This is a genomic window from Verrucomicrobium sp. BvORR106 (assembly GCF_000739655.1).
Taxonomy (GTDB): domain Bacteria; phylum Verrucomicrobiota; class Verrucomicrobiia; order Verrucomicrobiales; family Verrucomicrobiaceae; genus Verrucomicrobium.
Genome location: NZ_BATR01000096.1, coordinates 95,598 through 117,137, shown reverse-complemented (window position 1 = coordinate 117,137; position 21,540 = coordinate 95,598). Strand labels below are relative to the sequence as shown.

At 61.1% G+C, this 21,540-nt stretch carries 20 protein-coding genes and 1 tRNA gene; 12 read left to right on the top strand and 9 right to left on the bottom strand.

Translation table 11 applies throughout. The features are described 5' to 3' along the window. Positions 1–17: 17 nt before the first annotated feature. The gene (gene argC, locus BV106_RS16615; protein WP_038166525.1) at positions 18–1,067 is read right to left on the bottom strand and encodes an N-acetyl-gamma-glutamyl-phosphate reductase; all 1,050 of its coding nucleotides are present in this window, start codon (positions 1,065–1,067) and stop codon (positions 18–20) included. Positions 1,068–1,452: 385 nt separating this feature from the next. On the opposite strand from argC, the gene BV106_RS16610 reads away from it, so the two are divergent. From BV106_RS16610 to BV106_RS16590, 5 genes are all read left to right on the top strand, one after another. Beyond that, positions 1,453–1,529, top strand: a tRNA-Pro gene (locus BV106_RS16610). Between the two features lie 329 nt (positions 1,530–1,858). Next, positions 1,859–2,047 (top strand): hypothetical protein, encoded by a 189-nt coding sequence (locus BV106_RS16605; protein ID WP_038166524.1) that lies wholly within the window; start codon positions 1,859–1,861, stop codon positions 2,045–2,047. Positions 2,048–2,231: 184 nt separating this feature from the next. Further along, the gene (locus BV106_RS16600) at positions 2,232–2,750 is read left to right on the top strand and encodes a hypothetical protein (protein ID WP_038166522.1); all 519 of its coding nucleotides are present in this window, start codon (positions 2,232–2,234) and stop codon (positions 2,748–2,750) included. Positions 2,751–2,910: 160 nt separating this feature from the next. After that, complete coding sequence (locus tag BV106_RS16595) at positions 2,911–3,465, top strand: hypothetical protein (RefSeq protein ID WP_265595765.1); 555 nt, start codon at positions 2,911–2,913, stop codon at positions 3,463–3,465. A 151-nt stretch (positions 3,466–3,616) separates the two neighbouring features. Further along, entirely contained in the window at positions 3,617–4,897 is a 1,281-nt protein-coding gene (locus BV106_RS16590) for an SMP-30/gluconolactonase/LRE family protein (RefSeq protein WP_038166517.1), read from the top strand. 70 nt (positions 4,898–4,967) lie between these two features. Here the strand turns inward: BV106_RS16590 and BV106_RS16585 are convergent, their stop codons facing one another. Continuing rightward, positions 4,968–5,429 carry a hypothetical protein gene (locus BV106_RS16585; protein ID WP_038166515.1) on the bottom strand — a complete coding sequence of 154 codons (462 nt, stop codon included), beginning with the start codon at positions 5,427–5,429 and terminating at the stop codon, positions 4,968–4,970. 254 nt (positions 5,430–5,683) lie between these two features. Between BV106_RS16585 and hflX the strand changes: the two genes are divergently transcribed. The 6 genes from hflX (at position 5,684) to BV106_RS16555 (ending at position 10,922) form a co-directional block, all read left to right on the top strand. Then, entirely contained in the window at positions 5,684–6,991 is a 1,308-nt protein-coding gene (gene hflX / locus BV106_RS16580) for a GTPase HflX (protein ID WP_038166514.1), read from the top strand. Between the two features lie 52 nt (positions 6,992–7,043). Beyond that, positions 7,044–7,244 carry a sulfur carrier protein ThiS gene (gene thiS, locus BV106_RS16575; protein ID WP_038166512.1) on the top strand — a complete coding sequence of 67 codons (201 nt, stop codon included), beginning with the start codon at positions 7,044–7,046 and terminating at the stop codon, positions 7,242–7,244. Positions 7,245–7,647: 403 nt separating this feature from the next. Then, positions 7,648–8,082, top strand: coding sequence for a VOC family protein (locus BV106_RS16570; RefSeq protein WP_038166511.1), 435 nt, complete (start codon positions 7,648–7,650; stop codon positions 8,080–8,082). Positions 8,083–8,554: 472 nt separating this feature from the next. Further along, a complete protein-coding gene (locus tag BV106_RS16565; RefSeq protein ID WP_051945960.1) occupies positions 8,555–10,051 on the top strand; it encodes an alkaline phosphatase D family protein in 1,497 nt (498 codons plus the stop codon). Positions 10,052–10,177: 126 nt separating this feature from the next. Further along, a complete protein-coding gene (locus tag BV106_RS16560) occupies positions 10,178–10,567 on the top strand; it encodes a hypothetical protein (protein ID WP_038166510.1) in 390 nt (129 codons plus the stop codon). A gap of 145 nt (positions 10,568–10,712) precedes the next feature. Beyond that, positions 10,713–10,922 carry a hypothetical protein gene (locus tag BV106_RS16555; protein ID WP_038166509.1) on the top strand — a complete coding sequence of 70 codons (210 nt, stop codon included), beginning with the start codon at positions 10,713–10,715 and terminating at the stop codon, positions 10,920–10,922. Positions 10,923–11,337: 415 nt separating this feature from the next. Here the strand turns inward: BV106_RS16555 and BV106_RS16550 are convergent, their stop codons facing one another. Both BV106_RS16550 and BV106_RS35740 read right to left on the bottom strand, forming a co-directional pair. Beyond that, the gene (locus BV106_RS16550) at positions 11,338–12,543 is read right to left on the bottom strand and encodes a 1-deoxy-D-xylulose-5-phosphate reductoisomerase (RefSeq protein ID WP_081891820.1); all 1,206 of its coding nucleotides are present in this window, start codon (positions 12,541–12,543) and stop codon (positions 11,338–11,340) included. Between the two features lie 63 nt (positions 12,544–12,606). After that, positions 12,607–13,506 carry a phosphatidate cytidylyltransferase gene (locus BV106_RS35740; protein ID WP_051945959.1) on the bottom strand — a complete coding sequence of 300 codons (900 nt, stop codon included), beginning with the start codon at positions 13,504–13,506 and terminating at the stop codon, positions 12,607–12,609. 390 nt (positions 13,507–13,896) lie between these two features. Here BV106_RS35740 and BV106_RS16540 point away from each other — a divergent pair, with 390 nt between their 5' ends. Next, positions 13,897–15,669, top strand: a complete 1,773-nt coding sequence (locus BV106_RS16540) for a cation:proton antiporter (protein ID WP_038166507.1) — start codon at positions 13,897–13,899, stop codon at positions 15,667–15,669. Between the two features lie 199 nt (positions 15,670–15,868). Here BV106_RS16540 and BV106_RS35735 read toward each other — a convergent pair whose 3' ends face one another. The 5 genes from BV106_RS35735 to BV106_RS16515 form a co-directional block, all read right to left on the bottom strand. Then, positions 15,869–17,611: a dynamin family protein gene (locus BV106_RS35735; protein WP_051945958.1), complete on the bottom strand. Its 1,743-nt coding sequence runs from the start codon at positions 17,609–17,611 to the stop codon at positions 15,869–15,871. A gap of 105 nt (positions 17,612–17,716) precedes the next feature. Then, positions 17,717–18,715 carry a polysaccharide deacetylase family protein gene (locus BV106_RS35730; protein WP_265595764.1) on the bottom strand — a complete coding sequence of 333 codons (999 nt, stop codon included), beginning with the start codon at positions 18,713–18,715 and terminating at the stop codon, positions 17,717–17,719. 119 nt (positions 18,716–18,834) lie between these two features. Beyond that, positions 18,835–19,761, bottom strand: a complete 927-nt coding sequence (gene mtnP / locus BV106_RS16525; protein ID WP_051945956.1) for an S-methyl-5'-thioadenosine phosphorylase — start codon at positions 19,759–19,761, stop codon at positions 18,835–18,837. Between the two features lie 205 nt (positions 19,762–19,966). Next, positions 19,967–20,812 carry a nucleotide excision repair endonuclease gene (locus BV106_RS16520; RefSeq protein WP_265595763.1) on the bottom strand — a complete coding sequence of 282 codons (846 nt, stop codon included), beginning with the start codon at positions 20,810–20,812 and terminating at the stop codon, positions 19,967–19,969. 368 nt (positions 20,813–21,180) lie between these two features. Next, a complete protein-coding gene (locus BV106_RS16515) occupies positions 21,181–21,480 on the bottom strand; it encodes a glycine zipper domain-containing protein (RefSeq protein WP_038166504.1) in 300 nt (99 codons plus the stop codon). Positions 21,481–21,540: the final 60 nt, after the last annotated feature.

Genomic DNA, 21,540 nt, shown 5'->3' with positions numbered 1-21,540 from the left:
GGGCGCGGGCGCAGAAATCACACCACCTGAAGGCCCGCGTTTTCCGCGAAGCCAAAGGCGAGGTTGAAATTCTGCACCGCCTGGCCAGAGGCACCCTTGACGAGATTGTCCTCCGCGCTCAGGAGCAGGAGACGCCCCGCGCCAGCGTCGTAGGCCCAGCCCACGTCGATGAAATTCGTACCGGTGACGTTCTTCGTGTCCGGGCTCTGGTTGCGACCGAGCAGCCGCACGAAGGGACGCCCAGAGTAAGCGGCGGCGTAGGCGGCCTCCACTTCCTCCAGGGTGACGCCTTCGCGCAATCCGGCGAAGATGGTGGTGCAGATGCCCTGATTCACCGGAATGAGGTGGGGCACGAAAGTGAACTTGACCGCACGGCTAGCAGCGAGATCCAGCTCCTGGCCGATCTCACTGACGTGCCGGTGGCGCGGGATGCCGTAGCTGCGCACGCTCTCGTTGCACTCACAGAAGAGGAAGGCGGTCTTGGCCTCACGTCCGGCACCGCTCACGCCGCTCATGCTGGAGACGGCGATCGGTGACTCGTCGAGCAAGCCCGCTTTCAGCAAGGGCAGCAGCGGAACCAGCACGCTGGTGGGGTAGCAGCCCGGGCAGGCAATGAGCCTGGCATCCCGGATCTCCGCGGCGCGCAGCTCTGGGAGGGCATACACGGCCTCCGCCAGCAACTCGGGCGATGGGTGGGCGTGGCCATAGTGCTCCGCGTACACCTCGGCACTGCGCAGCCGGAAGTCCGCGCTCAAGTCAATGACGCGCAGGCCAGCGGCAAGCAGGCCGACGGCAAACTCATGCGCCACCCCATGCGGGAGGGCAAGAAATGCCACCTCCGCCCCAGTGGCGGCGATGGCGGCTATATCCGGAGCCATAAATGAAATGGCATCCGCCTGGGCGATCCCTCGGAATCGCGGGAACTCAGAAGTCAGGGGCTTACCAGCCAGCGCGCGGGAGGTCACCGCAGTGAGCTCGGCGTGCGGGTGCAGGAGGAGAAGGCGCAACAGCTCCCTGCCGGAATAACCACTGGCGCCAACGACTGCGACTTTAACTTTCTGAGACATGAGGCATGAGGGGAAGGGCGGAAGATGGTTCGCATCGTCCGGGGTGCAAGATGCTTTTCGTGAGATTATGGGAAGGTAGTTAACAAGTGCTTGGTGCTTCGCGCTTGGTTCTGGGGTGAAGGATGCTTTTTGGCTCGCAATTGCGGGGCAAAAAGCAGACGCGCGATATGGGATACGGTGGAGGCGGATCGGAGGGGTGTTTGAGAAAGACTGAGAACTGCCTGTGGCCAGGCCAGCCGCACCCATCGGAGAGCAGGGACGATGCCCTCCCCCACCCGGTTCCAAGAGGTTCCGGCAGAATGTTTTGGAAAAATTGCATCTGGCACTTGAAATCTTTTCACAACGCGCCACACTGCCGTCCCGCCAAACAAACCGAATCTGCTCGCGGGCTGTAGTTCAGCCTGGTAGAACGCTTGCATGGGGTGCAAGAGGTCGTGAGTTCGAATCTCGCCAGCCCGACCAGATTCAGGTAAGTGAAACCGGAAAGCCAGGAGCCCGAAAGGGCTCCTTTTTTTGTGCCCGTGATCGCCACGAGTTTGCGACACCGCGACACCAAGTCTTCCCGAAAGCACTTGAACAATCACGAGGGTTCTTGAGACCCGGACTTCCACCAGTTCGCACCAGCGAGGGTGGGCGAGGTCCACCAAAATACTGGACGCCTGCGACACACAGTTATTTCATACATCCTAGTTCAAACCCTTCTCATTTTCCCCTGCTCAGCCCAGCCCCCGCAATTGGGTGCCGGGCCACTAACCCGTTGTACGCCGTGTTGGAGAGCTTATTTTCCAGGCATGCGGAACTACACCATTATCTTCATCAACGGAGAACGGAAGCACTATCAGGCGCATGGCCATGTTACAGGCCGGGAGGCGTTTGTTCTTATCCAGGACAACGGGGAACAAGTGCGCTTCCCCATGAACAAACTCAGAGGATGGCAACTGGTGACCACCCCTGCCCCAGCCTTGCGCGGCATCGCCTGAAGCCCGGCGTTTTTATCGCTGGTCAGAAATACCTTCAGGCCATGCGGACCTGAACAAGAACCGGGACGGTTCTTCTACCTTGGCAAGGGCTGCGTGACGATATTACGCTGACTCCAGCTTTGACTTGCCTGGACGACGACACCGGAGATGGTGAGCCTCCTTCTCACCGGGTGCCCGAGGTCGCATGAATTCAGACACGCATCATCCAGGTCCACGCCGATGGGACAACGAGCATGAAGAAATTCAACAGATCCTCCGTGACTATGGCCTGACATCGGCCCGCTCCCGGGTCGCCTGGCAGGCGGACATGCTCCACTGCTACTACTGGCGGCTCTTTGGCATCATGGAGACCCACGGCTGGAAAATGGAGACGGTCATGCAACACGGCCTCTGGCACTGCGTTCTAAATGGTGTCATCCGGTTGGTGGCGGAGGCCGCAGCATGCACCGCAGACCCATTGGGAGCTTTGGTGTTGGACGCCGTAGCCAACCTGGAAGAGCGCATCAAGCACTACGGCATCCAAGTGGCAGGGGAGATCGATGTCATGAAGATGGAGGTGGATCTACAGCGTGCTCTTGAAAATCTGGAGGTGACGCTGTCTGTCGTGTACGCCGGCATCCCCATGGGACGCCCCTACGACCGGAACGTTGAGAGTTCAGCCGTGCGACTTGGTTGGAGGGATTGGGAGGCAGAGTTGGAGTAGCCCCCAGACCCAGCAATCATCCGATCCCTGCCTCAAAATTCTTGCCAGTCGACGCGGCATGTCGTTCCCTCACCTCATGCACCAACTTATCGCATGGGAGAGCCTGGTCACTCCGTTGTGAGGCAGTGCAGCGAAGATCAATCAGCCCTCCTGCTCCGCCATGTTTGGAATTGATGAACTGGTCGCCGTCGTTCCGCCTCCGTCCACGCCAAACGTCAGAATGACGCAAGCGGACTGGATGCAGATCTTCACTCATATGGGCACCCGGTTGCCGGGTGACTTTGCGGCAGCATACGAGCGCTACGGAGAGGGGCACTTCTTCTCCCACAGCCACAAGACATCAGCGTACCTCTCCTTGTGCGCCGGGACGATGAGCATGCAGTATCTCAACTTTGTGCCAAGGCGGCTCTCGGACCTGCGGGTGCAGAAGGAAAAACGCCCGAAATCCGTTCCTCTGCCCCTCTACTGGGAACCCGGAGGATTGTTGCCCTGGGCGACGGCGGGCAACCAGATCGACCTCTGTTGGCAGGTACGGGGAGAACTGGTGGACAACTGGCACGTTGTCGTTCTGAGAGCCGCCCAAGGCGAACACCATGTGTTTGAGATGAGTGCCATGCAGTTTCTGGCGCGCGTCATCACGGGAAAAATTTCCTGCCCCCTGCTGCCAAAAGGCTTCCCAGGAGAAAAGGGAGTCGGGTTTAGGAGCATCCATTAGCGCAACTGAATGGCTTGACGGCCGCATGTGTCAGCATCGGCACAAACGTCCAACCCAAAATAGGTCCAGGACTGCTACCCTGACCCGGCAATCATCCGATCCATGCCTCAAAATCCTTGCCAGTCGGCACGGCATATCGTTCCCTTACCCCATGCACCAACCCGGCTGGTGGCCCGGCATGATCTCTGGCATGGCGTGTCTCTTTGCGGGGATGGGGCAAGTGATGCTTGATGCCGCCGACCCTGCACCCTCCTTCCCACTCATGACGACTCCCACCTTGCGCACGCTGGCTTCAGGTCCCGGCCCGGAGGATCTGGACCTCATCGAATGGAAGGGGCGCACCGCCCTGCTCACCGCCACCTACTCACGAGCCCGGTTTCCGAGGGAGCCGCACCCAAAACCGCGCGTTGGTGCACTGGAGATTTATCTCCCGGGTGAGGATCGGTTCCAACCTGCCCCCATGGCCTCAACACCGCCGGAACACTTCGCCCCCGTGGGTCTCAGCGTGGTGAGAAACTCTCTGGCACCCGGCCTGGAAGGCAAGCAACTGGCTTATGTCACGAACGCCTACCCTGGCAAGGGACTGCTGGCACGGGGTGGAGCAGTAGAGGTGTTCGAGGTGGATGATGACGCTGGGCAGGTGAAGCATCTGGGCACCCTGGGTGGTGGACGCAGCAAGCTGCTCCACAAGATCAATGGCATCACCGCCAGCCGGGACGGCACGGTGTACGCCACCACGTTTGGCACGTTCCCGGCCAAAACCGGGGAAGCAGAGCTCCTCGAACCCAACTCCCCCGCTGGCCAGACGCGAACCATCAACTCGGTCGTTTGCTTCACCCCTGACAAGGCCGATGCGACCAAGGGAACTTGGGGCGTGGTCGCGTCAGGGATCAACGGAGCCAACGGCCTGGCGCTGAGCCCGGGCGAAACGCTGCTCTACTGCAACGCCTACCACGGCCGGCAGATCCTGGCCTTCGAACGCTATGAGCAACCGGGTGGTGAACTCAAGAAATGTCACGGTGTTGTCTATCGCGGCCTTCCTTTCCGGCCGGACAACTTGAAGTGCCCACCCAACGGGGATCTCTGGTGCACCGGTCAGCGTTCGCCCGTCCCTACCTTTCTGCACCTGCTCAGCGGAGCGCGCCTGCCCTCACGCGGCGGAGTAGCGCGGCTTCACTGGGACGCCGGGCATTTCAAGCTCCGGCACGATGCCGAGTGGGTGAAGGACCTCGATGGCGACACTCATGCGCCGAGCGTGGCCGTGCCACTGGGCGACGCCTTCTACCTGGGTCACATCATGCATGCAGGGGTGACCGAAGTGCGCCTCCATCCGAAAAGACAGGCACCTGTCCATGCGGCGAGTCCTCCGACTGTGAACACGAATGCTCACGCAAATGCGGAAAAGCCGCAGAGTGAAGGGGCCGCGCGGTAGAAAAGCGAGCCCCGAATCGACCAGCCACCGAGTTCAAGATCCCATCTTGTAAATCTTCCCCCAAATCTTGTTAATCCTGTCTCGTGGGCACCCGCCGTCTCCTGAGCCCCGTCCGCTTTTTCACTGCCTTCGTCCGCCCCTTGGGTTCAAGGAATCCACCTAACATTTCCCGCCGGATGATGAGACGCAGGCTGATGAGCAGGGCGATGGCGGTGATGAGGTTGGAGATCTGGATGAACAGGTGCCATCTCTCCAGGGCGGCATTTCCCTGGATGGGGAAAAAGGCGTCCACCCAATAGTCCAGCACGATGGGCAGATACGGTTTGAAGAGAAACAACACCAGTCCCAAAGCCGACCACCGCCAGCGATAGACGGCAACCCCGGCTGCGACCACCAGGACGGTCTGGGTGAGAAAGTTAAGCACTGAAACGGCCGTCACCCTGAACGCCGCAGGAGCCACCGCCCCGGCCGCTCCTGCGACCGTCGTGGCCAGAAGATCTGGAAGCTGCACGGTGACGGCGAGGATGTTCATTCGGGGGGAGGGCGAAATGAGTGGCGGGGAATGGGTTGCGGCAGGGCGTTCATCCCGGCAAAGCCGGGCCATGTCAACCGCTCAGGAGATTTCAGTCCGCCAGCCTGAGTGTCGTTTTCAGGCGTATAGACCTCCTGAGTGAGCCTGCGGATTTCCGCCCAGCTTGCTTCCCGCCTTATCTGTGGCAAGTTGCCCACCCCTCAGTCTTCGTCCCCCTTGCAGAGCCATCGGCCCCTGCTCCTCCGTCTAGTTCCATGTTCGATATTCGTGAAAAACCCAATCTGGTCGAGAGCGCGTTGCTGATCAGTGTCTATTTCCGCAAGGAAGAAGCGGCGGAATCCAAGGACCTGCTCGACGAACTCAAGGAGTTGGTGAGCACCCTGGGCATCGGTATTGGTGAGGCACTCTGCGTGCATGTGCGGGAAATCACTCCGCGATACCTGACCGGCAGCGGCAAGGCCGCTGAACTCATGGCCCGGGCCAAGGAGTTGGGCTGTGACAGCATCATCTTCGACAACGAGATCTCCCCTGCCCAGCAACGGGCTTGGGAAGAGGAGTCCGGGCTGTGTGTGATCGACCGCCAGGAAGTCATTTTGGACATCTTCAACCTCCGCGCCCGCACCCGGGAGGCCCGCCTCCAGGTGGCTCTGGCGCGTATGGAGTACTCAATGCCCCGGCTGACCCGCATGTGGGCCCACCTTGACCGTCAGCGCGGAGCTGGTGGCGGCGGTGCAGGCGGCTCAGCCCGTGGTGAAGGTGAGCTACAGCTCGAAATTGACCGCCGGCTCGCGAACAAACGGATCGACAAGCTGAAGGCAGACCTGATCGAGGTGCGGAAGCAACGCGACACCCAGCGCAAGGAGCGCAGCCGCGTGCCCGTGCCACACGGCGCGATCGTGGGCTACACGAACGCAGGCAAGTCTTCTCTGCTGAACAAGCTCACAGCAAGCGATGTTCTGGCCGAGAACAAACTCTTTGCCACGCTGGACACCAGCACCCGCCGCATGGAACTGCCCGACGGTCAGCAACTCCTGCTGACGGACACGGTGGGCTTTGTGCGCCGCCTGCCGCACGATCTGGTGCAGAGCTTCCGCGCCACGCTGGAGGAAACGACGCTGGCTGACTTCCTGATCCACGTGGTGGATGCCAGCCACCCGAGCGCTCACACCTTTTATGAAACGACCACGGAGGTGCTCAAGGAGATCGGTGCTGGCGACAAACGCGTCATTCTGGTGCTGAACAAGATGGATCTTGTCACCGAGGAGTCCCGCCTGCATGAACTGAAGAACCAGTTCCCGGATGCCGTCCAGATGTCCCTGCAGACGGGCCAGGGCTTCGACGAACTGCTGCACAAGCTGCACGAAATGGTCTTCGACCGCGTGCTGCGCCTCACCCTGCGTCTGCCGATGAACCGCCTGGACCTCCTGGCTCTGGCACACGAAGAAGGCAAGGTGCTCAGCGAAGAGTACGAGGAAGATGTGGCCGTGGTCCAGTGTGTGGTGCCCAAGCGGCTGGCGTCGCGATTTGAAAAGTTTGCGACCAAAGCCAAGATTCAGAACTAGAGGACCGGTAGAAGGACTCCCCACGAACTAGAATGGAATAGCGGACATCGTCATGACACTCACCATCAACGGGATTGCGCAGGAACACGTGGAGCCACTCACCGTGCAGGCCCTGCTCGACGTGCTCGGGTTTGAAGGCAAGCCGGTGGTGGTGGAGCTGAATCAGCGCGCCCTCTTCCCGCGGGAGCTGGGAGAAACCGCACTGCACGATGGCGATGCGTTGGAAGTGGTTCAAATCACCGCAGGCGGCTAGGGAGTCACAAGGCTTCACACCGTGCCAATCGGCACGCATCCCCAGCTCACGCCCCGTCAGTATAAGGAGGCAGGGACTTTCCAGTCCCGGAGCCGTTGAACGATCCAGCGGTTTGCAACCCAAGCGATGCCGAACGCTGACAGTCGCCAGTTGCGTGGCAGATCGACTGGGATGGCAGAGGCACCATCATGGGACGCTTGTGGCGAACCAGGACAGGAATGTCTCTCGCTCCTTTTACTGCCTCCTCCGTCCGTCCCGAACCGAGGCGTGAGATGGAGATCGCACAAAAAGGTTTCGTATTGAGGCTTGGCAGCACAGGGACGTACCGATAGCCTTACAAGCTCCGGGGCCTGCACATCCGGCGGATGTCCTAACCCAAACCACCCACCCAACCTTCCATCTTATGGCCCGCGTCAGCACTTACCTGAACTTCCCGCGCAACACCGAGGAAGCCTTTGCCTTCTACAAGACCGTGTTCGGCACGGAGTACTCCTGCCACATCGCCCGGTTCAAGGACGTGCCACCGCAGCCCGGCCAACCGCCGCTCCCGGAAGAAGACCAGAATCTGATCATGCACGTGGAATTGCCCACTCTGGGTGAGCACGTGCTCATGGGCACGGACGCACCCGAGTCCATGGGGTTCAAGGTGAACCCCGGCAACAACGTCTACATCAACCTCGAACCCGACACCCGCGAAGACGCAGACCGCCTCTTCAACTCCCTGAGCGAGGGTGGCAAGATCGAGATGCCGATTCAAGACATGTTCTGGGGTGCCTACTTCGGTAGCCTGACCGACAAGTTCGGGGTGCAATGGATGGTGAATTGCCAGAACAAGTGAGGTGAATTTCGAAGCAGCAGCGCGGTTGATCTGGAATGATCGGCCGCGCTGTTTTGTTGGGGGGGAGATTGGCTGTAACAAACCCGTTGGACGAGAGCAGTCAGAGGCTCACTCAATCCGCTGGCGAAAACGGTGTCAAGCCACCCTACTCCAAGACGCTTCGCGAAATTTGCGAATGCTGGAAAGACGGACAACCAAATAAGATTGGCGTTCTTCGCACCTGGCAGCCACAACCGCGCGGCAGCGTCTTGGAGTGCGTGCGGCTCGACGCCGCTTTCGCCTGCCCATAGCAACCGGTTCGATGCAATCACATAGCCAGCAGGAGAAACATCGCCCATCGACTCCCCTGCAGTCCAAGTCCTCCCCCCTAGCCCCCTAACTCTTAACTCCTAACGTCTCTCCCACTCCCCTGCGAAAAACAGTCCCCAATCAGCGTTGAATAGCCCTTCCTGCCACCTCAGGCCAACCTTCCATGTCCAGCCCCACTCCCCTGCCCTCGTCGATCACCACCACCAAGACGACCCGCCGCGACTTCCTGCTGGCCACGTCCCTAACCTCCACGTCCGTGGCACTGGGAGCATCTGCGGAGCCACTCGAGCCTGCGCCCAAGGCGAAACCAAAGCCGACCGTATCCAAGGAGGAGCACGGCCCGGTACCCACCGTCACGCCTGTGCCCGGCCCGGCATTTCTGCACGCGGGCCCAATGATCGGTCACGTGACGCCCACCACCACCCGGCTTTGGGCTAAGGGTTCCAATCAAGGTCAACTCGCCTTCAAGGTGGGCAAGTCGCCTGATCTAACCGACGGTCGTACCGTGCCCGCGGCGGCTCTCTCGGAGCAGTCCTCCTTCACCGGTCAGGCGGAAGTGCCGGGGCTGGAGCCCGCGTCCACTTACTTCTACTCTCCTCTGCTGGATGGTGTCCCGGCCCTGTCCCGCCCCTACCCCAGCTTCACCACGGCCCCGGCAGCCGAACATCACGGGCGGCTCCGCTTTGCCTTTGGCTCCTGCGTAGGGAGACGCGGCTATGTCTCGGCCGCTGCCTTTGGCGAGATGGCCGCGCGCGACAACTTCGACCTGCTCCTCATGCTGGGTGACAACCACTATGGCGACACCACCGATCCCGCGCTGCTTCGCGACTTCTACCACATGAGCCGCACCGTGGACGGCTTTGAGAAAGTGATCCGACAGAAACCCACCTACGCCATCTGGGATGACCACGACTTTGGCCCCAACAATTCCGACGGCACCTCGAAGGGCAAGGAGGATTCCTTGCGCGTGTTTCAGGAATGGTGGGCCAATCCAGGCTATGGCGAGGAAGGCAATCCCGGCTGCTACCACAGCTTCTCCCGCAGCGGGGTGGATTTCATCATGCTGGACAGCCGCTACCACCGCACGCCCAACAAGGTCGCGGAGGACGGCACCAAGACCATGCTGGGAGCCCGCCAGCTTCAGTGGTTAAAGGACAAACTCTCCGCCTCCACGGCAACATTCAAGGTGGTGGCCTGCGGCAGCGAGTGGCAGACGATGACGCAGCCAGATTGCTGGTCCTCCTTCGCCCGTGAGCGGAAGGAGATTTTCGACCACATCATCAACAACAAGATCGAGGGCGTGGTACTGCTCTCCGGCGACCGACACTTCACGGCAGGTTACCAGATACAGGGCCGGTTCCTGGAGTTCACCAGCGGACCGTTTGGCAGCACGAATGGAACCCTCCAGGAAAATCCGGAGCGCTTCACGGGCGCGGACGACGGCAAGCTCTGGACGGTGCTGGATCTCGACACCAGTGCGACCCCACCCACGCTGCACTATGAGATCTGGCAGGCCGGAGGCGGGCTGCTGGAGCGCCGGGCACTGAGCATGGACGAGGTCAATGGCCGCAAGGCCATCGAGCCCTCCCCCTACCCACTGATCCCGGAGCGGATGGAACCGAAGAAGCCTGCACCCAAGAAAAAGCCGCAAGCAAGCTGAGCCTCCGGATGTCAACTCGGGTAGCGCAAGGAAAACACCGTGCAGATCGTGCGGAGGCTTCTCAGAAACCTTTGCTATCCATCGTCTGCACGGTCACAACCCGCCGCCCTCGGAAATCCACACGGCATGAAATCATTCCTCATTTGGCTCTCCGCCAGTTGCCTGTTGAGCCTCATCACCTTCTTCTGCGGTCGAGGCTACCAGAGCATGAAGAGCGGCTACAAGCTGGAGGTGTTGAAGGAAGAGCGTGTGGAGTCCACGTTGGGGACCTTGAAGCGTCTTCAAGTGATGGAAACCATCGGCCTCGGGTTCCTCGACACGGACACCTCGATCATTCAACTGAATGACATCACGCTTTACAAAGCCAGACGGGACTTTCAAGAAGGCTCGCCCGTGGCTCGTGATCTCAAGGCGGAGGGCAATACGCTAAGTTGGCAGGATGGATACCAGCGCTACCATCTCACGATAGAGAGCATGCCTAGAGAGACCGGGAAGACATCAACCACGGCGAACTGATAAACTGATTCACACCTTCAAAACATCAAGCAGCGGGAAGCAAAAAGACCAACTCGCCGCCATTTCCATAATTTTCATCACTGCAACTTTCAACTGCAGTGGATTAACCCTGTCTTCCGATGAGGAAAAACGGTATGATGCCGCCATGAATGCGCAGCCAATCTTTGCAAAGGCGGACGCTTCCTCTGCGGATCAGCAAAAAACTGAAGCTGATCGCGCCACCGCCAGCGTCCCCATTTCAGCTGCCGCGCCCAGCTCCCGCGCGACGGATAACAGCACGATCAGTTCCGCCCCAGTTCCAGCCAAGGTCGAGAAGAAGGTCTTCTATGATGATCGGGAAGTGTACGGCATGTGAACGTGGAGGGGACCAGAGCGAAGCTAGCTAGCTAGACAGACAAACAGGATTAAAGGTAATAACTCCACTGAACCCGGGCAGGCATGGAGAGAGCCTGACGGCACTGCCCGCGGGAACATCGTGCACCCGCATCCTCATCTGCACCACGCCAGCCCGGTGACTGGTTTGGAGTTCCTCACGCAAAACCGGCAGGCGAAAACGGTGTCAAGCCACCGTACTCCAAGACGCTTCGCGAAGCATACACACGCTGACCGGACGGACATGCAGAGTTGATTGAACAAATTGGGCAAGGCCCTCCCAACCTCACGACAGTGTCTTGGAGTGCTGGCGGCTCGACGCCGCTTTCGCCTGGCTAAAGCAGGCGCAATCAAGGAAAGACTTTGCCAGCCGGTTCGAGGAAACCACGCAGGATGCCCTACACCAGCCCCTCCGCCTCTCTTCTCGCCCAGGCATCGGCTTCGATGATGGATTCCAAGGACGGATGTTCCACATTGGTGTGCTTTAGCATCACCTCCTCCACCGTGGCCCAGATGGCAGGGAACTTGAGTCGCTCGTTGAGGAAGGCGTCCACCGCCACCTCGTTGGCTGCGTTCAATACCGCCGGCAGCGTGCCGCCAGCTTCGCCAGCCTCACGAGCGAGGCGGAGAGCGGGAAACACATCCACGCGAGGAGCTTCAAAATGCAATGCCGCCAGACGGGCAAAATCAAGCGGTGGCAACGTGTTGGGCACGCGATCCGGCCAGGTGACCGCATACTGAATGGGGAAGCACATGTCTGAGTGGCTGAGCTGGGCCAGCACGGAGCTATCCACAAACTCCACCATGCTGTGCACGATGCTCTGGGGGTGCACCACCACGTCCACGCGCCCCATCGGCACGTCGAAGAGCCAGCGGGCCTCGATCATCTCCAGCCCCTTGTTGAAGAGCGTAGCGGAATCAATGGTGATCTTGCGCCCCATGTTCCAGGTGGGGTGCTTCAGGGCTTGAGCCACCGTCACGTGCTCAAGGTCGGCGGCATCCGCTTTGCGGAACGGTCCGCCACTGGCGGTAAGGAGCAGCCGGCGTACGTGGGCAGGATTGCGTCCCTCCAGGCACTGGTAGATCGCGTTGTGCTCGCTGTCCACGGGCAGCACCCACACGCCCTGGGCCTTGGCAGCCCCCATGACGGCCTCACCCGCCATGACGAGGATTTCCTTGCTGGCGACAGCAAGGTCTTTGCCCAGGCTGATGGCTTCAAGCGCGGGCTCAAGCCCGGCGGTGCCGACGATAGCAACCAGCACGAGGTCAGCCTCGGTCGCCTTTACCAGATCCACGAGTCCTCGTGCGCCATTGAAAATCTGAACATCTGCCGGCAGAAGTTGGCGGGCTTGCTCAGCCGCCTGAGAGTCGGTCACGGCCACTTGCTTCACACCGGTCTCTGCGACCTGGCGGACCAGGGCTTCCACGCTGCGCTGGGCGGCAAGCCCCACGATCTCCATGCGATCCGGAATGTCTTGGGCGACCTTCAACGCACTGTGTCCGATAGAACCTGTCGAGCCCAGCACAAGCACCTTCCGACGATGAGGACGAGGACGGGCAGGAACAGGTGCGGAGGCGGAGAAGGAGGCGCTGGAAACGGTCATGCAGGAGACTGGAAGCGGAAGACGGGTGCTTGATTCCGGGAGGGACGAAATGGAAAGTCCGCGTCAGGAAATGGACTTCAGGTAGCAGTAGGCCACGGGGGCGGTGAAGATGAGGCTGTCCGTGAGGTCCAGAATCCCACCGATCCCAGGAAGCTTGTGCCCGGAGTCTTTGATGGAATGACACCGCTTCAACACAGACTCGGCAAGATCCCCTGCCACGCCTGAGATGCTGAGGAGCGGAGCCAGGATGAGGGCGTGTCCCCAGGTAAGCGGGGCCAGCTTTTCCGGCACGATCAGCATCATGATCACCATCGCGATGTAACTGCCAGCGATGGCTCCCCCAAAGCCTTGCCAGGTCTTGGCCGGACTGATGTGAGGGATCATCTTGTGCTTTCCGATCAAAGAGCCGATCGCGTACGCCCCCATATCGCCGAACTTGGTCGTCATGACGAACAGCAGCAGCAGGTGGCGACCGCTCGCGGCCCCTTCAAAGAAGAGCAACCGCGTCATGAACCCCGCCAGGAAAGTGGTGTACACCATGCCAAACACGAGATTCTGAATGCGGCGGAGCGTATTGGCCCCATCCAGTGCTGTGCGGAAGCTCAAGTAAAAGGCACCGTGCAAAGTGACCACCAGCATGGCAGCATCCAGCCACCACGGCGGCTCCCGGTGCCCGGGCACGGTCAGCAGGCCGGTAGCCACCCAATAAACAAAGGAAACGGAGACTGCCAGACGGGTGAAGTCCCGGGACTGGGCATCGGCATTCTGCAGCCTGAAGTACTCCCAAGTGCCGAGAATTCCCAGCAGCCCCACGATGCCTACGAGTACGGAGTCCAGCTGCAACCACAGGGCCACGCTGATGAGCGCCCACAGGATAAGTGTGCTGGTGAGCCGGACCCGAAACACCTGAGCTTTGCTGGGGGCTGGGCTGGCGGAATCGGAGGCAGAGGGAGAAGCGGGCATTGAAGCCTAAACCAAGCTGAAAGAGGGCTCTCGAACAACCCTTTTTTAGTTGAGACGCTGCGCTGGTTGAGACGCTACGCTGGTTGAGGGGGCCGCAAGCGGCCTGTTGAGGCGCTTCGCTGGATTGGGAGGAGGTCAGGGAAGAAAGCGTCGGCGTATGAACCAGGCGCAGCCATCTCAACCAGGCGCAGCCGTCTCAACCAGCGCAGCCGTCTCAACCAGCGCAGCCGTCTCAACCAGCGCAGCCGTCTCAACCAGCGCCAGCGTCTCAACCAGCGCAGCGCCTCAACCAGCGCAGCGTCTCAACCAGCGCCAGCGTCTCAACCAGCGCAGCGTCTCAACCTCCAGCTTGCGCCTCTCCCTTTTCCGTTGTTTGTGCAGGGACGTACCATGGAGTTTCTCAATTCGCTTGCTCAACTCATGAACGGGGGCCTGCTGGCCATCGCGGAGGGGGTGTCCCCCATGCTGATCATCCTGGCGCTACTCCTCACCTCGCTGGTGTTGGTGTCGCTTGCGCTGGTGAGATTTCAGCAGTCGCTGCTCATCGGGTACTTCCTGTGCGGGGTCGCGGCGGCGAATTCAGGCTTGCTGGAATTGGCAGGACCGGAGTTCCACCACAGCATGTCGGGCTTCGCCGAGGTGGGAGTGGTGCTGCTGATGTTCACCATTGGCATTGAGTTCTCCCTGGCGGAGTTGAAGCACCTGCGACACACCTCCTTTGTCGGCGGCGGCATTCAGTGCGGTTTGACGATGCTGCTGGCCTTCGCGGTGTTCAAACTGTGCGACTTCAGCGTCGTGCAAGCCCTGGTGGCGGCCGTGGCAGTGGCCGTGAGCTCCACGGCGGTGAGTATGAAGACCTTTCAGAGTCTGGGCATCCCGGCGGGTCCGGCGAGTCGGGCGACGCTGGGGATCGCCCTGTTCCAGGATCTGCTGGTGATCTTCTTCATGGTGCTGCTGCCCGCACTGAGCAAGTCCGCCTCAGGGGGCGGGGAGGACTCGCATCTATGGGGATCTCTGGCGGGCACAGTCGGAAACGGCGCCATCTTCGCCGTCGCGGTTTGGCTGCTGGGCCGCTACGTAGTGCCGCGGGTGATGCTGGCGGTGTCCAACACCCGGAGCCGGGAGCTCTTTACCCTCATGGTGGTGGCGCTTTGCGCAGGCGTCACCTGTCTGGCTGCCGCACTCGGGTTGAGCCCGGCCTTGGGAGCCTTTGTGGCAGGTCTGGTGGCCAGTGGATCCATCTATAGCCACCGCGTCATGGCAGACATCCTCCCCTTCAAGGACCTGTTCCTGACCCTTTTCTTTGTCTCCATCGGCCTGACTATTGATGTGAGTATTCTCTCCCAGAACTTGCCGTCAGTGGTGGCATTCACGCTTGCGCTCATCGTGGTGAAGGCAGCCATCGTCGCTCTGGCGTGCCGGGCGCTGCATCTGACCTGGCGCGCGGGCCTGATGACCACCGCGGCACTGGCTTCCGCGGGAGAGTTCTCACTCATTCTCGTGACTCGGTCCAAGGCACTGATGCCGTGGGATGATGTCTTTGTGCAGGTCTTCAACACCTCCGGCGCCATCTCCATGGCTCTGGTGCCCACCCTGATGCGAGCGGTGCCAAACATCGCCGACTGGCTGGAGCGCAAGGGCTACGTGAAAGCAAAGAAGTCCTCCTTGGCGGATGCGGACTACAAGCAGAAGATCAAATCCCTGCGCGGCCATGCGGTGCTGTGCGGGTACGGTCACGTCGGCACGGCCCTACACAGGTCCCTGTCGAAATACGGCATCGAGGTGCTGGTGATCGAGCTGAATGTGGACACCGTGCGCACGCTGAAGCGCCAGGGCATCTCTGTGCTTTATGCCGATGCTGCTCAGCGCGAGACCTGGGAGCTAGCACGGCTCAATGACGCGAGCCTGGTCGCCTTCACCTTCCCTGATGCGCGCATCGCCTTCGAGGCCATTCAACTCGTGAAGGAGTTCAACGCGGAGGTGCCCATCCTTGCCCGCAGTCGCTTTGCCTCCGACCGCGGACGCCTGCTGGATCGCGGTGCCACCGCCGTCGTGCAGGATGAATCTGAGGCCGCCACCTCAATGTTGCGCTATGCCGAGGGCATCTACCACGAACTGGAGAGCGGATCAGGGGAAGATGGACGCTCAGAGAGACAGGATTAACAAGATTTAGAAGAGATTAACAGGATGGGGGCAGAATCAAAATAAAGGACCCAACTTCCGACAACCGCAGGCCCGAAGCACCTCCTCCCATCATGGCGCATCCAAAGCCTTGACGCACTGACCACTGCCCACTGACGCACTGGAATCCGAAGCGAATCACTCCCAAGCCCCCCATAGCTCCCCGACCGCTCCCCCGCTCTCAAACACCCCGGGCCACCAACCCTGCCATCTTGGCGTCGAGTTCTTTGAAATTAACGTCCAGTTTGCCGAGGTTCTCGTGTTGGAAGGTCTGGCGCTTCTGCTGATCAGACAGCTTTTCGCGGGTGGGGGCGAGGATGCGATGGAGACCGGCGTAGAGCTCCCTCACCTCCTCCTGCGTGTGCAGGTGAAGCTGGTGGCGCAGCTCGGGGCGGGCGGCGTTGAGTTTGAAAGTTGCGGCCTTCCTCGTGGTGGCAAAGACGCGCCCACAGGCCAGCCAGAGAAGCCAGGCCATGAGCGAACCGGCACCGAGCGCCCCGAGGCCTACGCCCCAGTGGCCCAGTCCGGTGAAGATGCCGGCAGAGATCGCGGAAACAACACCAACGAGCACCATCCAGATCATCATCTGGCGGGAGTTCGCCAGGGCGGGGGCGAGTTCCGCCTCAATACCCACCGCCTTGATGACGCGGTTTACCAGAGCACCGGTGTTGGTGGCGAAAGTGGATTTGTACTTTTTCCAGAAGGCGGGAGACTGACGCAGGTCTTCATGGAGCTGCACCCGTAGCTCCTCCGTCATGTGACGGGCGAGGTGATCGGCAGCCTCATTCAGATCATCCTCCAGGATGGAAGCGCTCTGCTCCCACCGCTGGCTGGAGGGAACGTCCAGTTTGTCACGCAGGACCTTTTCCACGCCCACGACGGAGCGGCGCTCCTTGAACGTGCACTTAAACGCCAGCTTCTGGTCGAAGAGGACTTCGAGGTGCCTCAACAGCTCTTCCGCCAGCCAGGTGAAGTCGTGCTCTGTAGCGTCCACGGCGGCGCTGAGCTTCGTGAGCGTACGGTCCTGACGCGTGGCGAGCTCCGTCTCGATCGTGGCCAGGCCAGCCTGCTTACGCTCACGTGCAGCGATGCGGGTGGCGGACTGGGTGGCCAGCTTGCCCACCATGGTCTGGGCGATACGGAGGGCATTGCCCAGCTTCCCCAGGCGCGGACCACTGCCGCCGATGCAGTCAGAGATGTGCTGCTCCAGGCGGGGATAGCCGCTCTCCTCCATGAGCTTCTCCCGGTCCAGCCCGGAACTGCGGGCCAGATAGGCGCGCTTGGCCGAGACAGGAAACACGGGAAACTCCCGCCCAAAACGCTGACGGCAAAGCTGCAGCATGTACTGCTGGATGGAGACAATCTCCTCAGGAGTGCGCAGATCCGCCTGCTGGAGCACGAAGATGACGTGCCGCATCCACTGGCGGTGCACCTTGTCCAGGAACTGCCAGGTGGAGGCCCCCCAGGGGTTCATCGCGGAGAACACGAAGATCACCATGTCCGCCAGAGGGACAAAGCGCTCCGTTATTTCCTGATGCTCGTTTTCAATCGAGTTCGTCCCCGGCGTGTCCACAATGTGGAAGTCCTTGAGGAACTCCACCGGAGCGTACACCTCCTCCAGCGTGCGGCTCACCGGCACATGGCGGAGCTGCGGGCCATGCTTGAAGAAGAAAATCTTGTCCGTGGTGGGGACGATGCCGGTCTTCGTGAGATCGGTACCGAAGAGCGCATTCAGGAAAGTGGACTTGCCCACATTCACCTCCCCCACCACCACGAAGACGAAGGGGTCCTTGAGGCTGTTGACCAGGTTCTCCAGAATGCCCGCCTCCTCCGGCCCCGCCCCGAGCTCAGGCACGAGGGCCTTGAGCGAATAGAGGGCGGCGCCGAGACGGGAACGCAGGTCGAAATACTCCTCACCGATCATCCTGCTCCGTTGCGTCTCCTTTCTGCATGGGGCCTCTGGGGATGGGAGGGTGAGGTTAAAACTGAAGCGGAGGCGGGAGGGTGCGGAAGGTGGAGAAATCACTTCTTAGAAACCGCCAGGCGCCGGGGCCAGAGGTGCCTCTGACGGCAGCTGCTGGGGGAACCCCACGCCAGGAGCTGCGGACGGGGCCGGGGCGCTCATGGGAGAGCCCAGACCTGGCAACGGTGCCGGGGCATTGCCTGCCGGGGCCGCGTTGCCGGTCACAGCAGCACCACCGGCGGGCGCTGCCACTTCCATGTTGATGAGCTGGCTCACGGTGACGAAGCGGTAACCTTTGGAGAGGAGGCCATCCAGCGTGTTGGGCATGGCGTCGATGGTAGGAGCATGCAGATCGTGTGCCAGGAGGATGGCACCAGGATGGGCCCCGTTCACCAGTCGGCTGGTGACGACGCTCACGCCCGGGCGCTTCCAGTCCATGGGATCCACACTCCACATGATGGTGCTGTAGCCGTACTCGTCATGGAACCACTGCTTCAGGCGGGCATTGGTGCCGCCACCAGGAGGGCGCATGGTGCGGGGATGATAGCCAGCGATGTCCACCAGTGCCTTGTGGGTATCCCCCAGTTCCTTGCGGATCCGGTCGTCAGACACCTTGGTGAGGATGGGGTGGGAGTAGGTGTGGTTACCGATTTCGTGCCCTTCCGCCAGGATGCGGCGGATGATGTTGGGGTATTCCCGTGCCAGCTGCCCCACCACATAGAAGGTCGCCTTGATGTTGCGCTCCTTCAGCATGTTCAGCAGCCGCGGCGTATTCGTGGGGTGCGGGCCATCGTCAAACGTCATCGCGATGTACGGGCCGTTCACGCGCACCGAGGAGTACGAGTAACGGGCTCCCGGCGGCGGGACCTTGGGGATCTGGTAGAAATCCGGGTTCTGCAGACCACGTTTGAGACCACCTCCCGTGTTGGGCGGCGGCGTGGGCCGACTCTGGATGGGTGCAGGCGTGACCACCTGCGGTTCCTTCTTCAGCACGGAGCAACCCGTTTGCCCACCTGCGAGGATGACACTGAGCCAGAGGGAGAATAGCATGCGAGGTTTGGTCACGTGATGAAAAAATCTTTTAAGGTGAAATGGGGGGGGCGGATTGGTTAAGCACCGTAAACGATCCCTCCGGGTTGAAAAGGCGGAAAATGCTCGAGGTGCATGGTCAGGGCCACGTAGCTCTACTCCCCGGTTGCGGCTTCGCCTAGATACGGGCTGAGAATGGCCTCCAGAGACGACACGGTCTCTGAGGGCCAGAAGCTGCGGGGGGTAAGCATGGCACCGTTCAACGCGGAGTGCTCGGGCCAGCTGGCGACCGTGGGAATACGGGCAATGACCCGGGCCACGATGTTTTTTGCCCGGGCAGCGTTCGCGTGCAGATGCCCCACCACGGTCTCGGCCGTGACAGGCTCCTCCTCGATCTTCCAGCAGTCGTAGTCAGTCACCATCGCGAGAGTGGCGAGGGCAATCTCCGCCTCACGGGCCAGCTTGGCCTCGGGGAGGTTGGTCATGCCGATGACGTCAAATCCGAGCTGACGGTTCGCATTGGACTCCGCCCGGGTCGAGAAGGCAGGGCCGTCCATGCAGACGTAGGTGCCACCGTCGTGGACGGTCGCGCCCTCCTCGCGGGCCGCCTCGGCCAGGAGCAGGCGCAAGCCGGTGCTGATCGGGTCTGCAAAAGCGACATGCGCCACGATCCCACGACCAAAGAAAGTGTGCTGATCCCGGCGGGAAAGCCGGTCAAAGAACTGATGCGGGAGGACGATGTCCCGGGGCCGATACTCCTGACGCAGGCTGCCCACGGCAGTGACCGCAATGATGAAGCGCACTCCCAGGGAGCGCAGCGCGTAGATGTTGGCCCGGTGCGGCAGTTCCGTGGGCAGGAGACGATGGCCACGACCGTGTCGGGGCAGGAAATAGACTCGCCGCCCCGCCAGGACGCCGGTGACGATCACGTCCGAAGGATCACCAAAGGGCGTGCTCACGCGAATCTCCTCGCGGTCCGTCAGACCTTCAATGTCGTACAGACCACTCCCACCGATGATGCCGATGGCAGGGATGGTGGAGTCAAAGGCAGGGGCGGTGGATGGGCTGGTGGGGGAGCTCATGAGATTGTGCTCTCCCTAAGCAGGCCCGGCGGACGGGTCAAGCGAAGGAGTACGCCCAGCGCCTCTCAGTAAAAGGAGGCAGGGACTTTCCAGTCCCGGACTCATCGCACGATCCAGCGGCAGGCAATACCGACCGACAGACATCGCCGCGGCCTCCTTATGGGACACCCGGCTCGAACCGGGACAAGAATGTCCCTCGCTTCTTTTACTGAGCCTCCCCCTTTAACGGGCGCCCGCCCAACTTCTCCACAAACTTCACCACAGCTTCCACCTGGGAGTGCCAAAACTCTTTCTCCATGGGTGGTAGGTCGTCGTGAACGAGCGAGGTGAAGGCACTGAGCAGCGAACTCGCGGTGGAATCGCCGTCACCGGAGGATACCTGGAAGCACTCACAGATCTGCCGGGCCACCTCCTCTGCCGTCATCGTGGTTGGGAGCGCCCACGCCACCTGACGCAGAGCTTTTTCCCTCATGAGCCCCGCCGGCAGGGCGTGCAGCGGGATTTCTGGAAACAACCATCGATGCAGGCATCGCAGCATCGCGGCATGCACCCAGCGGAAAGAGGAAGGAAATGGCCCCAGTAAGAAGCTCTGGCGCTCCGCGCGCAAGGGGCTGCCTGAACCTTCACCGACCAGATCTTCCATGGCAGCAGCAACCGGAGCGGCATTGGCAATGAGCGATGCATCGGTGCAGAGGTCCACCCGCAGCAGGGGCGACAAGTCATTCCCCTGCCCTTCCACGCCGGTATCCAAACTCACGCGCAACCACCAAGGCGGCGGCTTCCACACCCCGGCGCGATTAAACCCCGGGCGGAGTTCGAGCAAGAGCACCCGTTCGCGCTCAATGGCAGCTTCTGGACTCTCGCATATTTCCCACTCGATCTGCCTCACCTGATGAACCAGCCGCACCAACCGGCGCGGATGACGATCGGGATGAATGTGACGGTAGCTTCCCACTCGTTTGCGCAGCTCATGAGACTGGCCGACATAGAGCAACTTCCCCGCGACATCACGAAAGTAGTACACCCCGGGCTCACGAGGGACTGTCTGCATGAAAGCGCGCGGAAAACGAGCGCGCATGGGATTCTCCGCCGCGAAAAGACGAAGCTGGCGGAAGACGGGAACCGGGTGCCCCTCTGCCACCCCCTCCACAGTCTCATTCACGGCCTCAGCCATCCCTGCTGGCAAATCGCATGGAGGCGGGGATTCAACCGGGGAACTCGTCATGACTGCGCCCGAACTGATGCCACATCACCCGGCATTCGTCCACCCTACGCCCCTCTGCCCATCAAGTGGCAGGCTGGATGGAGGGCTAGACCGGAATGATAAACAAAACGTGGCCGTCCTCGGGAGGACGGCCACCAAAAGGGCATCTGCACTCCGACCTCACAAGGTCGACACGGCAAAGCCTGGAGGGCAACTCAGTACCCGCCGTAGCCGCCACCATATCCACCGTAGCCACCGCCGCGGCGGTAGTACTCGCGACGCTCATAGTTGCGCTGATCCTGCGCACCGCCGATCATGTTGCCGCCGAGGCCGCCGAGGCCTGCACCGATAGCGGCACCTTCCAGGCCGCGACCGCTCTGGTGACCGATGATGCCGCCCGCCGCGGCGCCACCGAGAGCGCCGAGCACCGTACCGGTCTGGGCGTTGGGACCGCTGCTGCAGGAAGCGAGGCCAACTGTGAGAGCGGCCAGCAAGGAATATTGGGTTCTTTTCATAGAGTTGCTCAAGAGGTTCAAGATGGGTGTTTTAGAGAAAGGGCCTCAGGATAAGGATGT